We start from the raw sequence: 24305 nt of genomic DNA on the forward strand, positions 1-24305 counted from the left end.
CCTACTCCACAACATGACCGATAAGCTCATAGCAGAAGCTATCGGTAAACTCGACCGTCAGAATATCGCCCACGGACGCCTCGCTGGCGTCCAAGTGCACCGCGCCATCGGAATCGGGCGCCTGGAACCAGGCATGGCCGATCAGCTCGGCGCCGTCCTCGGTTTCTTCGATACCGTCGACGATCACCTGGGCGCGCTCGCCCACATGCGCGGCGGTGGCGGCAAAACCGAGCGATTCGGCCAGGTCCATGGCCTCCTGGGCGCGCTCGAGCTTGACCTCCTCATCGACCTGACCCTCCATCTTGGCGGCCAGGCTGCCCTCCTCACGCGAGTAGGCAAAGACACTCGTGTAGTCGAAGCCGACGGTGTCCATAAAGTCGATGAGGTCGCGGAACTCGTCGTCGGTCTCGGTCGGGAAGCCGACCATGGCCGTGGAACGGATCACGATGCCGGGGATACGCTCACGCAGATCGCGGAACAGGTCCTCGAGCTCCTGGCGCGAACCGGAACGGCGCATAGCCTTGAGGATGCGCGCGTCGCAGTGCTGCACAGGGATATCGATATAGGGCAGCACCTCGGGCGTATCGCGAATCGTATCGATAAGCTCGTCGGTCATGCCCTCGGGTTGCAGATAGAGCACGCGGACCCAAACGTTGTGCGGGCGCACGGCTTCGGCGACGGCACGCAGCAGCTGCGCCAGATTGCGCGGCGAGCCCTCGGCGGCGTCCTCATCGGCAAAGTCAGTGCCCCAAATGCCCGTGTCCTGGCCGATCAGCACGATTTCGCGCACACCGCCGGCAACCAGGTCGCGCACCTCGGAGATAATGCTCTCGGCATTGCGCGAATGATAGCGACCGCGAATGTAGGGGATCATGCAGAAGCTGCAGAAGCGGTTGCAGCCATCGGAGATCTTGACGTAAGCAACGGCGCCCTCGACGGTACGCTTGACCTGCGGGATATAGGCTGCGATCTCACGCTCGACACCCAGCGCGCCATCGATGACCGCCACGATGCCGTCCTCCTCGTCGGCCTTCACAAAGGCAGCGACCTCGGGCAGCTCGTCAGGCAAGTCGTCGCCATAGCGCGACGGCACACAGCCGCACATAACGATGGGGCAAGAACGAACGCCGTCCTGAACCTCGTTGGCGAGCTCGAGCGTGGTCTCGATGCTCTCGGACGTTGCGGAGGCGAGGAACGAGCATGTATTGACGATGGCGATATCGGCATCCTGCGGGTCGAATGCCTCCTCGTAGCCTGCGGCGGTCAAAAGAGAACGCATGCGGTCGGTGTCAACCTCGTTCTTAGCGCACCCGAGGGTGATATAGAGCACGGAGCCCAACGGTGTATCCATGTTGGAGAGCGGTCCTTTCGAAAGATATTAGCGGTAGTTGGTGAACTGTAGCGGCTGGCCGTAATCCTGGTCGCGCAGGAACTGGATCACGGCCTGCAACGCGTCCTTCGAAGCAGAGGAAACACGCAGCTTGTCGGCCTCGATGGTCACCTTGACCTTGAGTTTTTGGTCCTTGATGTCCTTGTTGATCTTCTTGGCGGTCGCCTGGTCGATACCCTCGACGATATGGCCGAGCACGCGCACGGTGCCGCCCGACGCCGCCTGCGGAGCATCCCACGAGACAGCCTTGAGGTCGATGCCGCGCTTGATGAGCTTGGAGCTCAGCACGTCGATAATCTGCTTAGAGACAAAGTCAGCCGGGGCGCTGATCGTAAAGAGCTTGTCGCCCTTCGAAAGCTCGATCGTGGCGCCGGAATCCTTAAGGTCATAGCGCTGGGAAATCTCGCGCGTGGTCTGCTGGAAGGCGTTGTCGACCTCTTGCATGTTGACCTCGGACACGACGTCGAAGCTGGAATCTTTAGCCATGATGTTTCCTTTCGCGTACGAGCGGCTTAGTAGCTATCGTACGAATAGTCGGTAGAATCGGTGGGTGTCTGACCGTCAGTTGCGGTATCGGCGCCATCCGTGGACTGGGCATCGGTAACGTCGGTGGTATCGGCACCATCGGTGGTGTCGGTACCATCAGAACTTTCACCATTCTCGGAATCAGTCGTCTCCTTCTTGGGAACGGTGATCGTCACACGCGCCACGCCCGAGGTCTTGGTATCGTAACGGACCTTTTCACCGTTCTTGGTAACGGTGACATCGGAAGGCTTGGACGTGGTGATCTCGATCGAGGACTCGGGCGTGTACTCCTGCTCAAAGGGGCCAGTCGCTTGGGCGCCATAGACCGACTTGCCGTCGACCTTGACCTCAATCCACGCGGTCTTTCCCTTGGCAACGGAGACTTTGACCTTCGTGACCTCGTTCTCTTCCTTCTTGGCCGTTGTCTTGGTAGCGTCCGAGTCAGTCGACTCATCCGTCGCCTCATCGGTGTCTTCGTCCTCGTCGACCGTTTCGGTCTTCTTAGAAGACTTCTTGGTCGTCGTCTTGGTAGCAGTGGGCGTCTCGGGCGTGGTCTCGGGCGCCGAAGATGCGCAGCCGCGCAGAAGCACCACGATGAGCACAATCAACAGCAGCGCAACGGCACCGATGCCGGCGTAGACGATACGCGGATCGAGCCCGTTGTTTTGAGGAGTACGTGATCCGCCGCGTCCACGATTGGAACTGCTGCGGCCGCCTCCCTGAGGCATACGACCACGATTGCAATCGGAACGGCCGCGATAGCCACCCTGGCCCTGAAGGCTGCGCTGACCCGAGCGGGGCGCAAGTTCACCGCGGCCTTGATAGCCACGCTGGCCCGAACGCGGAGCCGAAGAGCGCTGGCCATACGGCTGTGATTGAGAGCGAAGACGCGGCGTCACCTGCGTGGTATCGGCATCCGCATAGCCACCGCGAGAGCGTCCCGTAGAGGCACCACGGTAACCGCGATCGGAATAGCCGCCGTCGCCGTAGCCGGCACGAGGGTCACGCGCCACGCCTCGGGCAGCGGGAAGTGCACGGTCCTCGGGCATCGGCGTACTGCGGAACCGGTCACGCTGTGAGCGAATCTCCTCGCCCGAACCCGTCTCGGTAATATAACCGGCCTGCTGAGGACGCTGTCCATAACGCGTCGAACGACCGCCCTGAACCATCAGGAAGCGCCCGTTATCGACCGAGGAACGCGAATTGACGTAGCCAGCGGCGTCCTGAAAACGACCGCCCTGCTGCGACGTCTCGCGCTCATATGCCATCAGATCGTCAAAGTAGGCATTGACGACCTCGCGCGGATTGAGGCCCAAAAAGCGAGCATAGCTCGAAATCATGCCCTGCGCATAGCCGCGCGGCGGCATCGAAGCAAAGTTACCGGTCTCGAAAAACTCGATGATCTGCGGCCTGATTTTGATGGTGTTGGCGACCTGCTGAATGGAAAGGCCCATTCGGCGACGCTGCTCGAGCAGCATGTCACCAAAGCGTGCAGCCATCAGAATCCTCCAAACTCACGATCTTCACGTGCCATCTCGGCGTCGACAGATTCCAGCGCGGCAAGCCCCTCCTCGTCCAACAGGACCTCGCGCGGCTTGGAACCGTCGGGCGGTCCGACGACACCCTTTTCTTCCAGCATGTCCATAATACGCCCGGCACGTGCATAGCCAACCTTCAGACGGCGTTGCAGGCCAGATGTGGAGCCAAGCTGCGATTCCACCACAATATGGGCGGCTTCCCAAATGAGCGGATCATCGTCTTGCGGCTCGGCGACTCCGGTGCGGACAATGCCGCTGCCACCCGCCATGGACATGGAAGCGGGCGCCACGGCAGACAGGATCTCCTCGTGGTAGTCGGGCTCGCTCTGCGACTTGACGAACTCGACAATCTCATTGATTTCGTCATCCGAGACAAAGCAGCCCTGGATACGGCGAGGCTTGCCCCAGTCGACCTTGGAGAACAGCATATCGCCCAAACCGGTGAGCTTTTCGGCACCCATCTGATCGATGATGACGCGCGAGTCGATGCCCGTGGCGACATTAAAGGCGATGCGGTTGGTGATGTTGGCCTTGATGAGGCCCGTCACCACGTTGGAGCTGGGGCGCTGGGTGGCCACAATAAGATGAATACCGGCGGCACGGCCCAGCTGAGCAATACGCACGATCGAGGCCTCGACATCCTTACCGGCGACCATCATCAGGTCCGAGAGCTCGTCGATGATGATGACCAGGTAGGGCATCTTTTGCGGCGGGTTATCGTAATGCTCAAACTCGCCGGCGGCCTGCTTTTCGTTGTAGGTCGAGATCTTACGCACGTTGAGACGCTCGAAGACCTTCAGGCGACGCTCCATCTCGGACACGGCCCATTGCAGAGCGCTCGCGGCCTGCTTGGGCTCGGTCACTACAGGCACGTAAAGATGCGGCAGACCGTTATAGCCCGCAAGCTCGACGCGCTTGGGGTCGACCATGATCAGGCGAACGTCCTCGGGAAGGGCGCGCATGAGCAAGGTCGTGATGATGGAGTTGATCATGACCGACTTACCGGAACCCGTGGTACCGGCGATCAGCAGGTGGGGCATCTTGGCAAGGTCGGCGACGACCGGCGTACCCTCGGCATCTCGACCGATGGCGAGCTCGAGCGGACCGCCCTTCACATAGGGAAGCACGTCGCCCAGGTTGACGTTCTGACGCTTGCGATTGGGGATCTCGATACCCACAAGCGAGGTGCCGGGGATCGGGGCAAAGATACGCACCGACTGGGCAGCAAGCGATAGCGCGATATCGTCCTCGAGGCTCGAAATCTTGCTCACGCGCTCGCCCTCGCCAGGTTGCAGCTTAAAGGTCGTCACCGTGGGGCCGGCGATCCAGCCGACCACGCGGGCACTACGACCAAACTCCAGCAAGGTGGACTGAAGCGACTCGGCAGTCTGTTCCAGCTCCTTGTCAGAAGACGCGGAGGAAGCCGACTGCGGGTTGGCATGCAGAATCTCAAGTGGCGGAAGTTTGAGGCCGTCCTCTTCTTCGCCCTCGTTATCTGCGACGCCGCCGTCCGCTCCCCCATCGCTAGCCGCAGCCGATTCGACAGCACTCAAGGCAGGCGCATCGGAAACCTTGGGATGCTTCAAGAAGTCGGGGATCTGAGGTGCTGCCGAGACAGGATTCACGGCAAACGGCGGCTCGGACTCGTCGATCTTATCGGGGTCGTCTTCCATCGAAAGCTGGCCGGTTACCTGTTCGCGCTTAGCATGGCGACGCGGCAGCAAAGTTGTCTTTGCGGTCTCAATCGGAGCCTCGTCGTCCTCGTCATCGCCCTCGGTAAGCTCAATCTCGCTATCGGACCAAGACGGGTCGGGCTCGCTTGTATTCAACTTGGGCGTGGCCTTGCCCTTCTTGACATGACGGCGCGGCAGCAGCGTCGTCTTAGCGCGCTCGGCCTCCACGGCATCGGATACGTCGACAAACGGATCCTCGTCCTCGTCGTCATCGTCCAAAACCGGGTCCACATCGTTGCCCATGACCGTGGTCACGGCAGCATCGGAGCCCTTTTGACGAAGAATGCTCAGGTGCGGACGGGCAACGCCGGGCACCGACAGGGCTTCGTCGTCACCCCACGGGCTCGCGTTAACATCGGCACGACGGCGCTCGGCAAAATCGGCCGCGCGGTCGCGAGCAGAGCGCAGCACGCCACCCACCGAAAAGCCGATGATGACAAAACCAACGACGGCCAGACCCAACAGGACCACCATCGCGATAGGCTTACCCAGGGCATTCTGCAGCGCACTCGCAATAAACGCACCGATGTAGCCACCCGAGGCGGACAGATTTTGCGGCGTGAACATAAGGTCACACGAGTCGCTCGTACCCGGCACCATCAGCGAAAGAATGGAGACAACGGTGATAAAGACCACGGCTCCGCCCGCGACCGAGCGCACGTTGAGCGGCGAGTCCTCGCCTAAAAAGAGCGTGGCGGCAAACAGCAAAATGACGATCGGCAGCACGTAGGCGCCCAGGCCAAAGCCCAGGTGGTAAAAACCGGCAACAGCAGCCGTCACGGGCGCTGTTGCCGGAGAAATCACGGCAATAAAGGACGCAATCGCCAAAACGGCAATGACCACGCCGGCGATATCGCGATTGGCCGAGGGCTCCACCAAGGGCTCAAAATCGTCGAAGTCCGCCTCGTGGCCCTTATTGGCACGCAGATGGGAACCGGCACCCTTAGCAGATGCCGGTTGGTTATTGGCCTTATTGCCTTTGGCGTTTTGTGCAGATCCGCGCGCCAAACTAAACCTCCATGACGACCGGGATGATCATCGGACGGGTGCGCGTACGGCTCCAGATAAAGTTAGAGAGCGAATCGCGCACGGCCTTGCGAATGGCATCGGAACCGCTGCTCGTAAAGCTAAACTTGCCCTTCTCGATCGTCTTCATAATGGACGCGGAGGCATCCTCGGAGAACTGGTCGTCGATGGCAAACGAGACGCCGCGGCCCGAGAACTCGATGGCCTCGATCTTCTTGTGCTTGAGCGAGACGATGGCAACAGCGGTAACCATACCGTCGTTGGCGAGCTTCTGACGATCGCGCAGGACGATGGGGTCGGTATCGCCGATACGCAGGCCGTCGACGTAGACGACGCCGGACTCGACGGGCGTACCGCGTTTGACGATACCGCCGCGCATCTCGAGCGTGTCGCCGTTATCGAGGATAAAGATGTGATCATCCTTGATGCCCATCTTGCGGGCCAGCTGGGCATGGGCACGCAGATGCACGGCCTCGCCGTGAACCGGCATAAAGTAGGTGGGCTTGGCCATGGCCATCAGTAGCTTGAGTTCCTCCTGGCTACCGTGACCGGAGACGTGAACGAGAGCGCGGTTCTTATCCCACACGTCGCAGCCGAGCTTGGCTAGGCTGTTGACGACCTGCTGGACGGCTTTCTCGTTACCGGGGACCGGCGTTGCCGAGAGGATAACGGTATCGCCCTCGTGGATGGAGAGCGTCTTGTGCTCTCCGTTGGCCATGCGGGACAGGGCCGACAGCGGCTCGCCCTGCGAACCGGTGCACATGACGACGATCTTGTCGTCGGGCAGGTTATCGATGTCAAAGGCATCGATGATATCGGCGTCGTCGATGTTGAGGTAGCCAAGCTCGCGCGCCACGCGGGTGTTAGTGAGCATGGAGCGACCGGTCACAACGACCTTACGGCCGCACTTGCGGGCGGCATCGCAGATCTGCTGCAGACGATGGATGTGGCTCGAGAACGACGCGACGAACACGCGACCCGGCGCGTTCTTGATGGCGTGCAGCAGGTTGGGGCCGACTTCGGCCTCGGACTTGGTAAAGCCCGGAACCGTGGCGTTGGTGGAGTCGGAAAGCAGCAGGTCGATGCCCTGCTTGGCAAAGCGGCTGATAGCGGCGTAGTCGGGCGTGACGCCGTCGATGGGCGTCTGGTCGAGCTTAAAGTCGCCGGTGTGCATAACGGTGCCCTGATTGGTGCGGATGAACACGCCCAGAGCGCCGGGGATGGAGTGCGTCATCGAAAAGAAATCGAGCGAGATGCCGCCGAGGTTGACATGGCTGCCGCCCTTGACCTCGCGGAACTTGGGTGCGCGGATGCGGAACTCAGAAAGCTTGCCCTCGATAAAGCCAAGCGTCAGCTTGCTCGAGAAGATGGGCACCTTATTGTTGAGGTCCTGCAGCAGATACGGAAGCGAACCGGTGTGGTCCTCGTGGCCGTGGGTGACGACGATACCGCGGAGCTTCTCCTCGTTCTCCAGAACATAGGTGTAGTCGGGAAGCACCAGGTCAATACCGGGCTGGGAATCGTCGGGGAACATGAGGCCAGCGTCAACGAGCACCATGTCGTCGCCGCATTCGAAGACCGTCATGTTCTTGCCGATGCCGTCAAGGCCGCCGAGCGGAATGATCTTCAAGGGAGATGATTTTTTAGCTGCCATAGGTTAGTGTGGTTTCCTTTCTTCGAAACGGGTCTGGAACAACCGACGGGGCGCTTCTGGCAAACCGACCGCCGGGAACGTACAAACATGCATCGCAGAGTCGATGCAATAACCACAGTATGATACCCATTTGCACAACAACAGACCACCCATGCATCAAAGCCCCATCTGAACTGGTCCATCCCGCCGGTCAGGGCTCAGCGGCCCCGGCACGGGCTAAGTTTCCTGCTCTACAGTCCTGCTCACGACGGAGGCCACATTAAGTGGCCTCCTGTTCGTGCGGAACTCGCGATAAACTTCATCAGTGCCCGCCCCACGGGAAACCTGCCAAAAAGAGACAGGTTTATTTTGGTCGGTTTTATCTGGGAAGATGCTGCTGCGGCTATCTACAGATCTGAAATCTGACTACTGAATAGACTGTCTAACTAAATAGCGAGCGGCACTAACCAGCCCTTTTGCTTGCGCCCGGGAGGGGCGCATATGAAGTTTATCGCGAGTTCCGCACGCAAAGGAAAGCACTTAATGTGCTTTCCGTCTTGCGCAGGACTGTAGAGCAGGAAACTTCATATGCGGCCCTCCCGGGCGCAAGCAAAAGGGCGACCCCTGTCCGGAGTCGCCCTTGTTGAGCTGCTTATGTTTAGCTGTTACTCGGCGTCGTGGTGACGGCGGGGCTTGCGGCCTCCGTTGTCGCCGGGACGGCGCGGACGGTCGCTGCGCTCGGAGCGCTCGCGACGCGGACGCTCACGGCGCTGGAAGTGCTCGCCGTCGCCCTCGGAGGCACCCTCGGCGCGAGCCGGGGCCTCGGGCTTGTCAAGGCGATCGAGCGAGATCTTACCGCGATCGTCGACCTCGATGACGACGACCTTGACCTCGTCGCCCACGTTGAGGACGTCCTCGACCTTCTCCACGCGGCCCTTGGCAACGCGGGAGATGTGCAGCAGGCCGTCCTTACCGGGCAGCAGGTTCACGAAGGCACCGAACGGCTGGATGGAGACAACACGACCGGTGTACTCCTCGCCCGGCTCGGGAACCTTGATGATGAGCTTGATGCGCTCGACGGCCTGGTCGACGGACTCGCCGGTGCCGCCGACAAAGACGGTCCCGTCCTCCTGGATGTCGACCGAGGCACCGGTCTCGTCCTGAATACCGCGGATGACCTTGCCGCCGGAACCGATGACGTCGCGGATCTTGTCGGTCGGAACCTGGATGGAGACGATGCGCGGAGCGGTGCTGCGCGTGGTGTGGCGCGGCTCGGGGATCACATCGAGCATCTTCTGCAGGATGTAGGCACGACCCTCCTTGGCCTGCTGCAGGGCGCGGGCCAGGATGTCGAAGGTGAGGCCGGTGGCCTTGTTGTCCATCTGCAGGGCGGTGATGCCCTCGGTGGTACCGGTGACCTTAAAGTCCATGTCGCCCAGGAAGTCCTCGAGACCCTGGATGTCGGACAGGACCACGGTCTTGCCCTCCTCCTGGATCAGGCCCATGGCGATACCGGAGACCGGGCGCTTAATGGGCACGCCGCCGTCCATGAGGGCGAGCGTGGAACCGCAGGTCGAAGCCATCGAAGAAGAGCCGTTGGACTCCATGACCTCGGAGACCACGCGGATGGCGTAGGGGAACTCGTTCTCGTCGGGGAGCACCGGGAGCAGGGCGCGCTCGGCCAGGTTGCCGTGACCGATCTCGCGGCGCTTGGGGCTGCCCATACGGCCGGTCTCGCCGGTGCAGAACGGCGGGAAGTTGTAGTGGTGCATGTAGCGCTTGCCCTCGGTGGGCTCGATGGTATCCAGACGCTGGCCCTCGTTGAGCATACCGAGCGAAAGAACCGAGAGCACCTGGGTCTGGCCACGCTGGAACAAACCGGAGCCGTGAACGAGCGGCAGGTAGTTGTCCTTCACCATGATGGGACGGATCTCGTCGGCGGCACGGCCGTCGACGCGCTCGCCGGTCTCAACGACCATGGTGCGCATGGCCTTCTTCTCGAGCTTCTTGAGCGCCACGGGGATCTCGCGCTCCCAAGCGGCCTGCTCCTCCTCGGTGAACTCGGCGCGGATGGACTCCTTCAGAGCCTCGACCTTACCGATACGGGAGAGCTTGTCGGCGTCGCGAAGGGCGGCTGCCATCTCGTCGTAGTGGGCGAAGATGCGCTCCTGGACCTCCTCGACGGGCTGGTCGAGCGGGTACTCCTTCTTGACGATGGGGCCGTTAACCTGCTCCCACTCGGCGACGAACTCGTCCTGAGCCTGGCAGAAAGCGGCAAGGGCCTCCTGGCCAAACTTCATGGCGGCGAGCATGTCGTCCTCGGAGATCTCCTCGGCGCCGGCCTCGACCATCGAGATGAAGTCGGCGGATCCGCCCAGCTCCAGGTCCAGATCCGAGTTCTCGCGCTCCTCGTAGGTGGGGTTGACGATAAACTCGCCGGTCTCCACGTTGCGGCCGATGCGCACGCAAGCAAGCGGGCCCTCGAAGGGCACGCCGCCGAGCGTCATGGCCAGGGAAGCACCCATGACGTTGATGACGTCAAAGGGGTTGACCTGGTCGGCGACAAGCGAGGTGGCGACGATGTGCACCTCATTGCGGAAGCCGTCCGGGAAGCTCGGGCGAATCGGACGGTCGATCATGCGCGCGGTGAGCGTGGCCTTCTCGCTGGGACGGCCCTCACGCTTGAGGTAGCCACCCGGGATGCGGCCGGCTGCGTACATCTTCTCGTTGAAGTCGACGGTCAGCGGGAAGAAGTCGTAGTTCTTGCGCTCCTTGGAGACGACCACGGTGTCGAGCATCGTGGTGTCGCCCTGCTTGACCAGGCAGGCGCCGGTGGCCTGCTTGGCAAGCTCGCCCGACTCAAAGGTGTAGGTCTTGCCGTACAGCTCAAAGGTCTTGGATACGAGTGTCATTGTTCTCCTTTACCCCACAGGCCCCTTGCCTGCGGGCTTCTCATGTGACGCGGGCCCCCTGCCCCCGCCACGCTTCAGAGCGTGATTGTTCACGCCCTTACACAAAAAGAGCGCCCCGCTGCGCAGGACGCTCTTAGCATGTACAAATCCTACTGGATGTTGTCGCGGATGCCCAGAGCCTTGATGAGCTCACGGTACTCGACGATGTCGTTCTTCTTGATGTAGGAGAGAAGACGACGACGACGGCCGACGAGCATGAGCAGGCCACGACGGGTGTGGAAGTCCTTCTGGTGGGACTTCATGTGCTCGGTCAGCTCCTTGATGCGCTCGGACAGGATGGCGACCTGAACCTTGGGGTTGCCGGTGTCGACCGGGGTGTTACCGAACTGGGCAGTCAGCTCAGCCTTGCGCTCTTTGGAAACAGTCATTGTTTCACCTTTCGTTTTACGTCGCCCACGGGCGACTCGATTCGCCTCGGACTGGGAAGCCGCCGGTGGAGCGAGCAACCAAGGTCGAGGTACCAACAGGCCGATATGTTACCACAAGCAGCCCGCGCCTGCGCATCATCACCGACCCAACATGAATTCCATCGCACGGAGGCGCTGGTCGGTATGCGTCGCCGCCCACACATGCGAAAGCCCGAGCAAGAACGCCGCCGTATGCGGGTCGATTTTCTCGGCCATGAGCGCATCGAAGGTCATGGACATGAGGGCGCGCAGCCATGCGGTCTCACCGGTCGACACCAGTTCGGCACCCGGAACGCTCGACGCGCACGACCCGCACATGAGACCGCCCGCCTGGGCTGAAAAATACGACAGCATGGGGTCTCCGCACAGCACACAGGCCGAAAAATCGGGACGATAGCCAACGTGCGACAGCAGCTTAAAGACATATGCCGCCACAAGTAGGTCCATATGTGCCGTGCCAAGCCCGCTGCCCACCAGGGCAAGCGCTCGCTGCGTTATGGCAAAGGTAAACGGGTCCTCGGCGTCCTCGAACGAGCACACGCGCGCGACCTCGGCGATCGCGCTTGCGGCGCAGGTCGTCTCGTAATCGGGCGCAGCGCCGAGCGGCGCCTCCATAAGCTCGGCCTGAGAAACCACGTCGAGCGAGCGTCCATGTGCGAGCAGCATATCGACCGTACAGAACAGCTCGCAGCGCGCAGCCAGGCGTCCGCCGGGTTTGCGGGCGCCCTTTGCCACTGCACGAACCTGCCGTCCCCGCTCGTCAAGCATCGTCAAGATCAGGTCGGTCTCTTTGAGCTTCGTCTTGTCGAGGACGAGCACCTTGGTGCGATATGTCCGGGAGCCTGCCATGCGCGCCGCGCGTCCTTAGTCCTCGGCGTTGTAGCCAAAGCGGCGAATCTGGGCCTCGTCGTCACGCCAGCCGGCCTTGACCTTCACGTCCAGCTCCAAAAAGACCTGCGTGCCAAAGATGCGCTCAAGATCGCGACGGGCGTCGATACCGATATGCTTGATCATCTCGCCGCCCTTACCGATGATGATGCCCTTTTGGCCCTCGCGCTCGACGTAAATGGTGGCGTGCACGCGCAGCACCTTCTTGGTCTGCTCGAGCGCATCGCAGATCACGCCAACGGAGTGCGGAATCTCATCACGGGTGCGGCGCAAGACCTTCTCGCGCACAAACTCGGCAACGAGCGTCTCATCGGAAGCGTCGGTACCCATGTCCTCGGGGAACCAACGCGGACCCTCAGGCAAAAAGTGCGCAACGGTCTCGATAAATGCATCGACGTTGAAGTTCTTGACCGACGACGTCACGATCTCGTCGTCATATTCCATGAGTTCGTGGGCTGCCTTAAGCTGCTCCATGACCTGTGCGGGGTCGGCCTCATCGGCCTTGGTGAGCACCAAGACCTTCTTGGAACGAGCGCTCTTGACGCGCTCGGCAACCCAGGCGTCTCCCCTGCCGATCGGTTTGGTGGCATCAATCAAAAACGCGACAACATCAACATCGTTCAGCTCGAACAACGCGCTCTTGTTGAGCTCGGATCCCAAGCCGTCCTTGGGCTTATGAATACCGGGGGTATCGACAAAGACCAGCTGGTAGCCGGGGCGGTTGACGACGGCGCGCATGCGGCGGCGGGTCGTCTGGGCCACCGGCGAGGTGATGGCGACCTTTTTGCCATAGCAGGCATTAAGCAGCGTAGACTTGCCAGCGTTGGGACGACCGACCAGGGCCACAAAGCCGCTGCGGAAACCGGGCTCAACGTCACCAAAGCCCGCGAGGTTGTCGTCCTCGTCGCACAGGGCGTCGAGTTCCTCGTCGCTCATACCCTCAAACGGGTCGAACTCCTCGACATCCTGGAGCTCCTCGGTATCCACCGCGCCCAGGGACTCGTCGTCCAAAATCTCATCGGTAGGCTGCATATTGTCGGACATGGGAATCCCTTTCTAAATAAAGTCGAGCGCGTGGGCAAATACCAGTACGCCCACAATCGCGGCGGTGATGGAAAGAACGTATACAGAGGCGGCGGCGATGTCCTTCGCACGCTTGGCCAGCGGATGGAGCTCCTGGGTCGCTAGGTCGACGATGGCCTCCATAGCGGTGTTGCACAGCTCGCCGTGAATCACCAGGCCACAACAGATGATAATCGTGGCCCACTCGGCAATGTCGAGCCCCACGATACAGCCGGCAATGACAGTGCACACGCCCGCCACGAGCATGACCTTAATGTTGCGCTCGGTCTTGACGGCGGTGACGAAGCCCTCCATGGCGTAGGAAAACGACTTTAAGAAGGACGGATGGTCCTTGTTCGATCCGGGAATCATAGACGGCTCCTAGTCGTGGGCGTGGTTGGTGATGGGGCCGACGTGGACTAGCTTAGGGTCCTCGCCGCGCTCGAGCGCCAGATCGCGCAGGATGGCGTCCTCGCGGGCCTCCATGACCTCGGCCTCGTCGTCCTCGATGTGGTCATAGCCCAGCAGGTGCAGCATGCCGTGAACGAGCATCAGACGGCACTCGTCAGCGGGGCTATTGCCAAAACCGGGGGCCTGACGGGCAATAACCTGCGGGGCCAAGATAATATCGCCGAGCTCGAGCGTCTCATCGGCGGGAATGTCATCGTCAAAGGCCGAATCGCACTCAAACGAGAGTACATCGGTGGTGCGATCGATACCGCGCCACTCGTGGTTGAGCTCGTGCATCTCGTCCTCGTCGACATACGAAAGGGAAATCTCGACTTCACGTTCAACGCCCTCGGCGGCAAGCACAACCTCGCAGATGTGCTCCACCTCCTGCGCATCGAGCAGCGTATCGAGTTCGGCATCGTTGCTGATCAATACACTCAACGGGACTCCTTTCGGTCACGTACGCGTTTCTCGCGCACATCATCATAAGTGTCGTATGCCTCGACGATACGTCCCACCAAGGCATGGCGCACCACGTCGGCGCGCTCGAGGTGCGAAAATGCGACATCGTCGACACGGCCCAAAATCTGCTCAACGTCGGCAAGACCGCCACGACGACCCACCAGGTCGCGCTGGCTCAGGTCGCCGGTGATCACGAACTTGGAGTTGAAGCCCAGGCGTGTCAGGAACATCTTCATCTGCTCGGGCGTGGTATTTTGCGCCTCGTCGAGCACCACGAAAGCATCGCTCAGCGTGCGGCCGCGCATGTAGGCAAGCGGGGCGATCTCGATCACGCCGCGCTCCATAAGCTCATCGGTGCGCTCGCGATCCATCATGTCAAAAAGGGCGTCGTAGAGCGGACGCATGTAGGGATCGATCTTTTCCTCAAGGGTACCGGGCAAAAAGCCCAGATTCTCCCCCGCCTCGACAACCGGACGCGTCAAGATCAGACGGCCCACCTCGTGACGCTTGAGCGCGGCAACGGCGAGCGCCATGGCCAGATAGGTCTTACCGGTACCGGCAGGACCCAAGCCAAAGGTGATGGTATGCGAGCGAATGGCATCCACATAGCGCTTTTGCCCGAGCGTTTTGGGGCGAATGGCACGACCGCGATACGAAAGCAGCACGTCATCGCGAAGCGACGTAGCCTCGTGCTCACCGTCGCGCAGAACGGCCAGACAGCGCGAGACATCGTCGGCAGAAAGCGTGCGCCCGGCAGCAGCCTCACGAAAGGCATGTTCGAAAAAACGCGCCACGAGTTCGACCTCATCCGGGTCACCGCTCACGGCGATGCTATCGCCACGGGCGACCACATGGGCGCGAACCAAGCTCTCGAGCGCACGAAGGACGCCGTCGCCGGCGCCCAAAACGCGCGAGGGGTCGATACCCTCGGGAACGGTAAGTCTAATCTTCGAGGCTTCCATGAACCTCCCTGCGCGCATGGACCAAGCCGGAATCATCGACTCCGATGATAGCAACATCGAGCAGGCACGGGGCTGTGAGTCCACAGGTATCGTCAAGACGGGCATGATGGAACGAGCCGAGCGTCAGGTTGTCTCCATACTCGAGCACGGCACGCTCGACCGTGCCCACGCGACGACGAGCGTCGGCAATAGCGAGCTCCTGTGCCGCGGCCCGCATACGGCGGCTGCGCTCGGCCATAACCTCGGGCGGCACTTGGTCGGGCATGTCGGCAGCAAGGGTACCGGGACGCTTGCTATAGCGGAATACGTGCATACGCGAGAAACCCACACGGCGGCACAGCGCCAGCGACTCCTCGAATTCCTCGTCCGTCTCGCCGGGGAAGCCGACGATGACATCGCACGAAAGAGACACCTGGGGCAAGTTGGCGCGAATCATGCGCACCGTGTCCTCAAAGGCCTCGGCGCTATAGGGACGGCCCATGCGATGCAGGGTCGCCGTGCAGCCGGACTGCACGGGCAGGTGCAAAAACGGGGCGATACGCTGCGGATAGCGCGCCATGACCTTAAGCAGGGACTCGGAGATATCCATGGGCTCGACCGAGGAAATGCGCACATGCGGAATAGACGTGCGCTCCATGATGGCCTCGAGCAACTCATCGATTTCGACATGCTCGTCGGTCGCGCTCTTGCCATCGTAGGCACCCAAGTTCACACCGGTCAGCACCACCTCGGGCACGCCGGCCTCCTGAGCCTCGCGAACTTGCTCAAGCACGGACTCGACGGGCACGGAACGCTCGGGGCCGCGCGCCTTCCACACAATGCAATAGGTGCAGCGATGGTTGCAGCCGTCCTGAATCTTCACGCCCAGGCGAGAGCGACCGAGCGCATCGACCACCTCGCCATCGCTGCAGGCGGGAACGCTATCGGACTCAACGCCCAGCACCTCGCAGACACGTTCGGCGACATCGATCTTGGACGGCTCGGCGATCACGCGATCCGAAAGCTCCAACAGCTCCTCGGGATGCAAATTGACCACGCAACCGGTCACGAGCACAAAGGGCTCGTTTGGATAGGCCAGCGCATGACGAACGGCCTTACGGGTCTTGGCCTCGGCCTCGCCCGTAACGGCACAGGTGTTAATGACGATCAGCTCTGCATCCTGAGGCTCCACCATTGCAAAACCCAGGCGCATTAAATCGGCAGTGATACGGTCGGACTCAACCCGGTTGACACGGCAGCCGAGGTTGACGACGGAAATATGGGGTGCGAGCACGCGGGCTCCTTAATCGAGGATATCGTCGAGGGCACTCTTGATACGGTCGGTCACCGACTTCTTACCAGAAGCGACGTCATCGCCCATCTCATCGGCAAAAGCACGGAGCAGCTCGCGCTGGTTATTGGAAAGATTGGTGGGAACGACCACGCGCAGTTGCACGATCAGGCGGCCACGCGAACCGCCACCGCCAATGCGCGGCATACCGTAATTATTGACGCTCACGGTGTCGCCGTACTGGGCACCGGCGGGAACCGTCACCTTAACGACCTCGTCGGGCATAATGCCCTCGACCTCGATCTCGCAGCCGAGCGCAGCCTGCGCAATCGAGATATCGCTCACCAGGTACAGGTCGTCACCGTTGCGCTTAAAGCGCTCATGGTCGGCAACGCGCACGTTGACAATCAGGTCACCCGAGGGCTCGCCGCGAAGGCCGGCCTCGCCAAAGCCGCTCACGCGCAGCTGGCGACCGGTCGAAACGCCGGCGGGGATATCGATGTCGATCTTTTCGTGCGAAGGCGTGCGGCCCTGACCGTCGCAGGTCTCGCAGGGATGATCAATGACCGTGCCCTCGCCATGGCAGTCGGGGCAAGGCGAAGAGGACTGGACCTGGCCTAGGAACGAACGCTGGACCGTCGTGACATAGCCCGTGCCGTGGCAACGGCTGCACTGCTTTTCCTGCGCACCCTCGGCCCTACCGGTGCCATTGCAGTCCTCGCAAGGAGCAAGGCGGTCATAGCTGATCGTCTTTTTGCAGCCGAGCGCCGCCTCCTCGAGCGTCACCGAAAGCGAGATGGCCATGTCACGTCCACGACGACGCTCACGACGGCTGCGGGCGCCACCGCCGGCACCGCCGCCAAAGAACGACGAGAACAAGTCGTCCATGCCCATGCCACCAAAGATATCGTTGATATCGACGTAGCCCGAACCACCAGGGCCGTCGGCAGTGCCGTAACGGTCGTAGTTAGCACGCTTCTGTTCATCGGAAAGAACGGAATAAGCCTCGTTGAGCTCCTTGAACTTGGCCTCGGCCTCGGGGTCGTCCGAAACGTCCGGGTGTACGGTACGGGCCTTCTTTAGAAACGCGCGCTTAATCGTCCGCGCGTCGGCATCCTTGTCGACGCCAAGTACCTCGTAGTAATCCCTATTTTCCGACACGACCGAATCCTTCCGACTTTCATTTTTGTCACAGTGCGTCCTATACCCAAGCTGGGCCGGCCGCAAACAGAGGGGTTGATGTTATTGCATTCCGTAAGGCGAAAGCATGGCACGCTGCGAGCAGCTCGCAAACCAAACCGACACGAGCGCAAACATAAATCCGTTGGCGAAACCGTTGGCAAACTGCATCGCGCCGCGCTTCCACCACAGCAGGCTGCGGTGAAGCACGCCGTCCGAGACCACCATAAACAGGCCCATGGCAAACGGAATAAAGCACATTATGGCAAAGACCGAGAACACGCCCGAGATGGCCGACAGCACCAAAAACGGCGCCACGATGCCCATCAGGTAAAAACCTGTACGGGCCTTGCCTTCCAGGCGCTCGGCCTCGACATGGGCGCGGCCGACCAGATCGCCACCCGAGGCACCGTTGGTGCCGGCGTGACCCATGCCACTAATGCGAACCTCGTCACCATCGTGCGTGCCGGCGGGAAACTCAATCGTCTGCTCGGAGGTCACACGGGTCCGCCCGCTGCCGCCGCAATCGGGGCAGGGGTCGGCGACGACCTTACCGGAACCGCCGCACTCGGGGCAGACAGACTGAAACGTGCCGGCACCGAACAGGAAGGACAGGTCGACGTCGATGTGGCCGCGACCGCCGCAGCTCGGACAGGTATGTGCATGCTCGGACGAAACAGATCCCGAGCCTCCGCAGTGACCACAGGTATCGAAGCGCGTATAGCGGACGGTCTTGCGGGCACCGCCCTTGGCCTCCTTGGCGTCGAGCTTGATATCGACGACCACGTTGGCGCCACTCTCGGGGTTGTAGGCCGCCTGGCCGCGACGGGGCTGGCCCCAGGCGCCACCAAAGGGAAAGCCGCCCTCAAAGGGATTGCCATAGCCCGTGTTGCCGGCGTAGCCGCCACCATAGGGCGAAGCTGTAGGAGCACCGGCAAAGGGATTGCCAGAACGCATGGCGTCGTAGCGCGCACGTTTTTGCTCATCCGAAAGCACGGCGTAGGCCTCGGAAACCTCTTTAAACTTTTCCTCGGCATCCGGCTCTTTGTTGACGTCCGGATGGAGCTTGCGGGCCTTTTGCTGGAAGGCCTTCTGTATATCACGCGAGGTAGCGTCCTTGGAGACACCCAGAATCTCGTAATAATCTTTTTCGTTCATCGTCGCCATGCGCGGCAACCTCCTGCTCACAGCAGCGTATATATTCCGGTAATTCTACCCGAGCGGCCTAAGCTAGATCCCAAAACAGCTCGAACAGAACATTTCCATCGAGCCAGCCCAGGTGTGTCGGTGCTAAACGAGCTCGAACATGGCCCGCGACGACATCTGCCGAAGTGAAGGGTCCCTCATGGACCCCGAGCGTCTCGGGCACCCAAGTGGCAAGACCTAATTCGAGCGCGCGATCGCAAGCGGCTGTCAGCCCATCGGCCGGGATGACACGAGCCGCGCGAACCAACAGGTCGGACGCGACACCGCGCGTCATGCGACAAGCAAGCATCAGGTCTTCGGCCGCAGCCTCGCGCTGCGAGAGATATTCGGCCTCGAACGCCGTCGCGTCATCGTCACGTTGCACCAGACGCACGCGGTACGCATCGCCTCGAGAAGATACACCGGGGAACAAACCTGCAAGACGGTCGAAATCCTCGGCGTCGAGCATGCCCGCGGCAGAACGACCCAGGCCCAGGTAGCCCCGTCCGGTCCAGTAGGCAATGTTATGGGCGCACTCATGGCCGTCGAGCGCGTAACTCGCCACCTCATACGGGTGATAGCCGGCGGCACCCAGGAGCTCGCGTGCCACGTCCATGCATGCGGCCTGAAAATCCTCATCAGGCTCGAGCGACTCGTCACGGCACGCCATGCGATAAAGGGGCGTCCCCTCCTCGAGCGTGAGCGGGTAGACCGACACATGATGCGGAGCCGCCGCCAGCACGCCAACGAGCGTGCGATTCCAACTCGTTGCGGTTTGCCCGGGAAGTCCGCACATGAGGTCGCACGACACATCGAGGCCAGCGTCCTTCACCGTCGCGATGGCGGCGAGCGCCCGATCGGCATCGTGAATACGGCCGATGGCAGTAAGTTCGGTATTATCGAGCGTTTGCACGCCCAGAGAGACGCGTGTGACACCAACCTTGACAAGTGCAGTAGCGAGCTCGGCGGTCAGCGACTCGGGATTGGCCTCGCAGGTAAACTCAACGGGGGCGCACCACGCACGAATACGCCGCGCCAGCTCCACCAGGCGCTCCCCCGCCAGCGACGGCGTACCGCCGCCAACATAGACGGTGCGGATCTGGTCGAGGGCCCCAGCCTTACCAAAAGCATCGAGGCGCGCGTACAACTGCTCAAAATAGGAATCGAGCGCGGCATCCAAATCACACGAAGCAAAGCTGCGCGAGTCGAAGTCGCAGTAGCGGCACTTTTGGGCACAGAACGGCACGTGCACGTACAGCGCTGTAACGGCCACCCTTAAGCCTCCAGCGGATGAGGGGGCACCGATTCGCCGGCGGCAAGGGCAGCCTCACAGGCCACCACATCATGCTCGATCTCATCGACCAGCGCCATAAACTCCTCGTACGTGGAGCAGCGCACCACATGGGCACGCCAAGCGGCGGCATGGGGCATGCCTTTTAAGTACCAGCTTGCGTACGTGCGGGCACGCGACATGAGCGGCAGGAGCTCATGCGTCAGCGTTAGGTGCTCACGCAGGGCGTCCAGGCGCTCGACCGAGGAGCGAGAAGGAACCGGCGTGCCATCAAGTGCAAGGGCGCGAGCATCGCCGAACACCCAGGGGTTGCCATAGATACCGCGCGCGATAAACACCGCGCTGGCACCCGAGCTGCGCAGATGCTCCGCGGCATCCTCGGCGCAGAACACATCGCCCGAACCGATCACGGGAATCTCGACGGCATCTGCGACCTCATCGACGACCGACCAATCCGCCTGGCCCGTGTAAAGCTGCGTAGCGCAACGACCATGCACGGCGACTGCGGCAGCCCCTGCGCCCTCAAGCATCTGGGCAAATGTCGCGGCATTGCGGTCCTCGGCATAAAAGCCTTTGCGAATCTTGACGGTCACGGGCACGTGTGCCGCGCCCACCGTGGCCTCGACGATCTTCTCCGCCAGGTCGGGCGTGCGCATGAGCGCCGAGCCCTCGCCCTTGGTAACGACCTTGCGGGCGGGGCATGCCATATTGATATCGATGAGCGACAGGCGATCGCCAACGCGCTCCTCGACGGCGGCGACGGCGCTCGCAAACTGATCAGGCTTGGAGCCGAAGAGCTGCACGCAAATCTGCTGCTCTTCGTCAGCCGGTAGCACCAGGCGCCAGGTCTTGTTGCTGGCATAGGCAAGGCCCGCCACGCTCACCATCTCGCTGTAGGCAAGGTTGGCACCGCGGCGGCGGCACATGATGCGGTAGGCAGGGTCGGTCACGCCCGCCATAGGAGCCATAAGGAACGGCTGCTCGGCATAGGCGCCCAGCAGCCGCAGACTATATTCGGAAAGCGCCATAGACCTACTCGTCCACCTTGAGGATCGCCATAAAGGCCTCCTGCGGGACCTCTACCGAGCCGATGGCCTTCATGCGCTTCTTGCCCTCTTTCTGCTTCTCGAGCAGTTTGCGCTTACGAGAAATATCGCCGCCGTAGCACTTGGCAAGCACGTCCTTGCGGCGCGCCTTGACGGTGGAGCGGGCAATGATCTTGTTGCCGATAGCACCCTGGATGGGCACCTCGAACAGCTGACGCGGAATAATCTCCTTGAGCTTGTCGCATAGGCCACGGGCCAGACCATAGGCCTTGTCCTTGTGGACGATAAACGACAGCGCGTCCACCTCGTCGCCCGAAAGCAAAATATCGAGCTTAACGAGCTCGGAGGGACGATACTCGTTGAACTCGTAGTCCAGCGAGGCGTAACCCTTGGTGCGGCTCTTGAGCTGGTCAAAGAAGTCCAAGATGAGTTCGGCGAGCGGCATGTCAAAGCGCATCTCGACCGATTTGCTCGTGAGATGGATCATGTCGGTTGTAATGCCACGGTGCTCGATAGCGAGCTGCATGACGGCACCCGTATACTCGGGCGGGCAGATGATCTTAGCCTTGAGGTAGGGTTCCTCGATACGCTCGATGCGCGTGGCCTCGGGAAGATCCTGCGGGCTACGGACATCAATCATCTCGCCGTCAGTCTTGTAGACGTGATAGTCCACCGATGGGCTCGTGGCAATGAGGTCCAAGTTGAACTCGCGCTCCAGGCGTTCCTTGACGACCTCCATGTGCAGCAGGCCCAGGAAGCCCACGCGGAAGCCAAAGCCGAGCGCCACCGAGGTCTCGGGCTCCCACACCAACGACGGGTCGTTGACGTGCAGCTTATCGAGTGCGTCACGCAGGTTCTCGTAGTCCTTGTTATCGATCGGGAACAGGCCCGTATAGACCATGGGCTTGGCCTCGCGGTAACCAGGAAGCGGCTCGGGGCAGGGGTTCGACGCCCAGGTAAGGGTGTCGCCCACGCGAACGGCCTCGGGGTCCTTCAGGCCCGTGACCACGTAGCCGACCTCGCCAACCGTCAGCGCGTCAACCGGGGTCTCGGCAGGACGCTTGACACCCACGCCGTCGACCAAAAAGTCGCCCTCTGCCTGCATCATGCGCAGGGTATCGCCCTTTTTGATGGAGCCGTCAAAGACGCGCACCGTGGCCACCACGCCGCGATACTCGTCAAAGTACGAATCCAGAATGAGCGCTTTGAGCGGAGCATTTGCATCGCCCTTAGGCGGAGAGATCAAAAAGACGATGGACTCTAGCAGATCGTGAATACCCTCGCCGGTCTTGCCCGACACGCACACGGCATCATCGGCGGGAATCGCCAGGTCATCCTCGATCTCGGTCTTGACCTCGTCGGGATGGGCCGAGGGCAGGTCAATCTTGTTGATGGCCGGCACAATGTCCAGATTGGCGTTCATAGCGAGCGTCGCGTTGGAGACGGTCTGCGCCTCGACGCCCTGGGTGGCGTCGACGACCAACACCGCGCCCTCGCAGGCTGCCAGCGAACGCGAGACCTCATAGGTAAAGTCCACGTGGCCCGGCGTATCGATGAGGTTGAACTGATACGTCTCGCCGTCGTCGGCGTCATAGGACACGCGGACGGCGTTGGACTTGATCGTGATGCCGCGCTCGCGCTCGATATCCATGGTGTCGAGCAGCTGCGACTCCATGTCGCGCTCGTCGACGGTATGGGTGAGCTCGAGGATACGGTCACTGATCGTGGACTTGCCATGGTCGATGTGCGCAACAATTGAGAAGTTGCGGATGTGGGAAATGTCAATTGAAGTATTCATGCGGACTATCTTACCCGAGCGATACAAAAAATGGAGCCTGTTCCATAAAACAGGCTCCATTTATGCGCGTAATCTGTGTGGTGTGAAATTTACAACTTAGGCGTTGATGCTGTTCACGAGCTTGGCAAGACCGGACTTGCGGTTGGAAGCCTGGTTCTTGTGGATAACATGCTTGGCGGCAGCCATGTCGAGACGCTTGGTGACGGTCTTGAGGGCAGCCTGGGCCTTCTCGGCGTCGCCCTCGGCGACGGCGGACTGGACGTGCTTGGTCAGCGTCTTGAGCTCGGACTTGACAGCCTTGTTACGCATGCGAGCTGCCTCATTGGTGCGGATACGCTTCTTCTGAGACTTGATGTTTGCCACTTCTGGAGTTCCTTTCGAGTTCCTTGCAAAAAATGTATGACACCTCTGAGACACGGTGAGGTCATGCAAGCGCCTACTATAGCACGCTCTATCTCAAAGGGATAGAACGAATTTGTCAAATAGGCAGGTATCATCACGATTTTCTCAAGATGTTCCTAATCCAGAGCAAAAGCGCGGTCTGAGAATCTGCCGAACCCTTCAGTGCGAGCTCCACATCGACCGCGCCCTCGAGCGCGGCAACGAGCTCTGCCATCGAAAAGCGACGTGCCCAGGTCAGGTGATTCTTGACCTGCCAGGACTGGAGCTTAAGTGTTGCGGCCAGCTCACGACCCTGTCCGCGCGCATCGAGCGCCTTGGCAACGATAAGCTCGCGGATGCGGCCGCACAGCAATGTGTAAGTCCACACGTAGCTCTTGGCGGGCAGTAGATTGAAGAGCTCGAGCGAGCGTCGCATGTCACGGGCCGAGACCGCATTGAGAAAGTCCCAGGGTTGAACCTCGGCCGTACGTACAATCCAGCGCTCAACGTCGGCAAGCTCAATTTGCGGTGCCTCGACCATCTGAGCGAGCTTGGCCAAGTCGTTATCGAGCATGCGGGTGTTCTCGCCCGAGCGCGAAACGAGCTCCTCGGCGGCCGCCGTCGAGATCGACTTGCCGTGCTGCGTCGCCATCTGCTGCACGCGGCGCGGAAGCTCCCAGCGCTTGGTGCCGGAGCAATCGATCACGGCCTTCTTGTCGATCTTGGCGATCGCCTTATACAGGCGCGTGTTCTTGGCAAGCGAGTCGGCGATGATGAGGCAGACCGTTGTGGGACTGGGACTCGCCAGATACTCGACGAGCGGCTCCGAGACCGACTTGGCGAGCTTTGAGCAGCCATCAAGGATTACCAGGCGAAACTCGCTGCCCATGGGAAAGGTGTTGAGCGATCCGATAATCGACTCGATATCGGGGTCTTTGGTCATATCGCGCTCGTCGAGGTTGAACTCGACCATGCCCGACTTTTCCAGACGCGCTTTCATACGCGAGACGGCGTGATCGCGCTTGACTCCGTCGGTACCGACGATCAGATATGCCGGCAGCAGACCGGTTTCGGACATTGCGCTCCCCTCCCGCAGGCCTTCGTATT

The 24305-nt window shown here is 61.1% G+C and carries 20 protein-coding genes; all 20 read right to left on the reverse strand.

Annotation, left to right across the window (positions count from 1 at the left end; translation table 11 throughout):
* Window position 1: 1 nt before the first annotated feature.
* Window positions 2-1351, reverse strand: a complete 1350-nt coding sequence (gene rimO / locus FGQ67_RS04300; RefSeq protein ID WP_138340330.1) for a 30S ribosomal protein S12 methylthiotransferase RimO — start codon at window positions 1349-1351, stop codon at window positions 2-4.
* A 27-nt stretch (window positions 1352-1378) separates the two neighbouring features.
* A complete protein-coding gene (locus FGQ67_RS04305) occupies window positions 1379-1876 on the reverse strand; it encodes a YajQ family cyclic di-GMP-binding protein (protein WP_138340332.1) in 498 nt (165 codons plus the stop codon).
* A gap of 26 nt (window positions 1877-1902) precedes the next feature.
* Window positions 1903-3414, reverse strand: coding sequence for a RodZ domain-containing protein (locus tag FGQ67_RS04310; RefSeq protein WP_138340334.1), 1512 nt, complete (start codon window positions 3412-3414; stop codon window positions 1903-1905).
* Complete coding sequence (locus tag FGQ67_RS04315; protein WP_249934383.1) at window positions 3414-6194, reverse strand: FtsK/SpoIIIE family DNA translocase; 2781 nt, start codon at window positions 6192-6194, stop codon at window positions 3414-3416. The genes FGQ67_RS04310 and FGQ67_RS04315 overlap by 1 nt, the downstream gene beginning before the upstream one ends.
* 1 nt (window position 6195) lies before the next feature.
* Window positions 6196-7866: a ribonuclease J gene (locus tag FGQ67_RS04320; protein WP_006235967.1), complete on the reverse strand. Its 1671-nt coding sequence runs from the start codon at window positions 7864-7866 to the stop codon at window positions 6196-6198.
* Window positions 7867-8510: 644 nt separating this feature from the next.
* Complete coding sequence (locus FGQ67_RS04325; RefSeq protein WP_117742748.1) at window positions 8511-10757, reverse strand: polyribonucleotide nucleotidyltransferase; 2247 nt, start codon at window positions 10755-10757, stop codon at window positions 8511-8513.
* 149 nt (window positions 10758-10906) lie between these two features.
* Window positions 10907-11185 carry a 30S ribosomal protein S15 gene (gene rpsO / locus FGQ67_RS04330; protein ID WP_035138510.1) on the reverse strand — a complete coding sequence of 93 codons (279 nt, stop codon included), beginning with the start codon at window positions 11183-11185 and terminating at the stop codon, window positions 10907-10909.
* Between the two features lie 138 nt (window positions 11186-11323).
* The gene (gene recO, locus FGQ67_RS04335) at window positions 11324-12073 is read right to left on the reverse strand and encodes a DNA repair protein RecO (protein ID WP_138340335.1); all 750 of its coding nucleotides are present in this window, start codon (window positions 12071-12073) and stop codon (window positions 11324-11326) included.
* Window positions 12074-12088: 15 nt separating this feature from the next.
* Entirely contained in the window at window positions 12089-13156 is a 1068-nt protein-coding gene (era, locus tag FGQ67_RS04340) for a GTPase Era (RefSeq protein ID WP_249934384.1), read from the reverse strand.
* Between the two features lie 12 nt (window positions 13157-13168).
* Window positions 13169-13546 carry a diacylglycerol kinase family protein gene (locus FGQ67_RS04345; RefSeq protein ID WP_117797781.1) on the reverse strand — a complete coding sequence of 126 codons (378 nt, stop codon included), beginning with the start codon at window positions 13544-13546 and terminating at the stop codon, window positions 13169-13171.
* Between the two features lie 9 nt (window positions 13547-13555).
* Entirely contained in the window at window positions 13556-14065 is a 510-nt protein-coding gene (ybeY, locus tag FGQ67_RS04350; protein WP_117654802.1) for an rRNA maturation RNase YbeY, read from the reverse strand.
* On the reverse strand, window positions 14062-15048 hold the full coding sequence (locus tag FGQ67_RS04355; RefSeq protein WP_138340336.1) for a PhoH family protein: 987 nt from the start codon (window positions 15046-15048) through the stop codon (window positions 14062-14064). Before FGQ67_RS04355 ends, ybeY begins: the two co-directional genes overlap by 4 nt.
* Window positions 15029-16321: a MiaB/RimO family radical SAM methylthiotransferase gene (locus FGQ67_RS04360; protein WP_138340337.1), complete on the reverse strand. Its 1293-nt coding sequence runs from the start codon at window positions 16319-16321 to the stop codon at window positions 15029-15031. Before FGQ67_RS04360 ends, FGQ67_RS04355 begins: the two co-directional genes overlap by 20 nt.
* Window positions 16322-16330: 9 nt before the next feature.
* Window positions 16331-17479: a molecular chaperone DnaJ gene (dnaJ, locus tag FGQ67_RS04365; protein WP_138340338.1), complete on the reverse strand. Its 1149-nt coding sequence runs from the start codon at window positions 17477-17479 to the stop codon at window positions 16331-16333.
* A gap of 81 nt (window positions 17480-17560) precedes the next feature.
* Window positions 17561-18664: a DnaJ domain-containing protein gene (locus tag FGQ67_RS04370; protein ID WP_171025194.1), complete on the reverse strand. Its 1104-nt coding sequence runs from the start codon at window positions 18662-18664 to the stop codon at window positions 17561-17563.
* Window positions 18665-18722: 58 nt separating this feature from the next.
* Window positions 18723-19955: a radical SAM family heme chaperone HemW gene (gene hemW, locus FGQ67_RS04375; RefSeq protein WP_138340339.1), complete on the reverse strand. Its 1233-nt coding sequence runs from the start codon at window positions 19953-19955 to the stop codon at window positions 18723-18725.
* Window positions 19956-19957: 2 nt separating this feature from the next.
* On the reverse strand, window positions 19958-21001 hold the full coding sequence (dusB, locus tag FGQ67_RS04380; protein WP_138340340.1) for a tRNA dihydrouridine synthase DusB: 1044 nt from the start codon (window positions 20999-21001) through the stop codon (window positions 19958-19960).
* Between the two features lie 4 nt (window positions 21002-21005).
* The gene (gene lepA, locus FGQ67_RS04385; protein ID WP_118238118.1) at window positions 21006-22817 is read right to left on the reverse strand and encodes a translation elongation factor 4; all 1812 of its coding nucleotides are present in this window, start codon (window positions 22815-22817) and stop codon (window positions 21006-21008) included.
* Window positions 22818-22913: 96 nt separating this feature from the next.
* Window positions 22914-23180 carry a 30S ribosomal protein S20 gene (gene rpsT, locus FGQ67_RS04390; protein ID WP_022094714.1) on the reverse strand — a complete coding sequence of 89 codons (267 nt, stop codon included), beginning with the start codon at window positions 23178-23180 and terminating at the stop codon, window positions 22914-22916.
* A 133-nt stretch (window positions 23181-23313) separates the two neighbouring features.
* A complete protein-coding gene (holA, locus tag FGQ67_RS04395; protein WP_138340341.1) occupies window positions 23314-24276 on the reverse strand; it encodes a DNA polymerase III subunit delta in 963 nt (320 codons plus the stop codon).
* Window positions 24277-24305: the final 29 nt, after the last annotated feature.

This window comes from Collinsella aerofaciens, assembly GCF_005845035.1.
In the GTDB taxonomy this organism is placed as follows: Bacteria; Actinomycetota; Coriobacteriia; order Coriobacteriales; family Coriobacteriaceae; genus Collinsella; species Collinsella aerofaciens_I.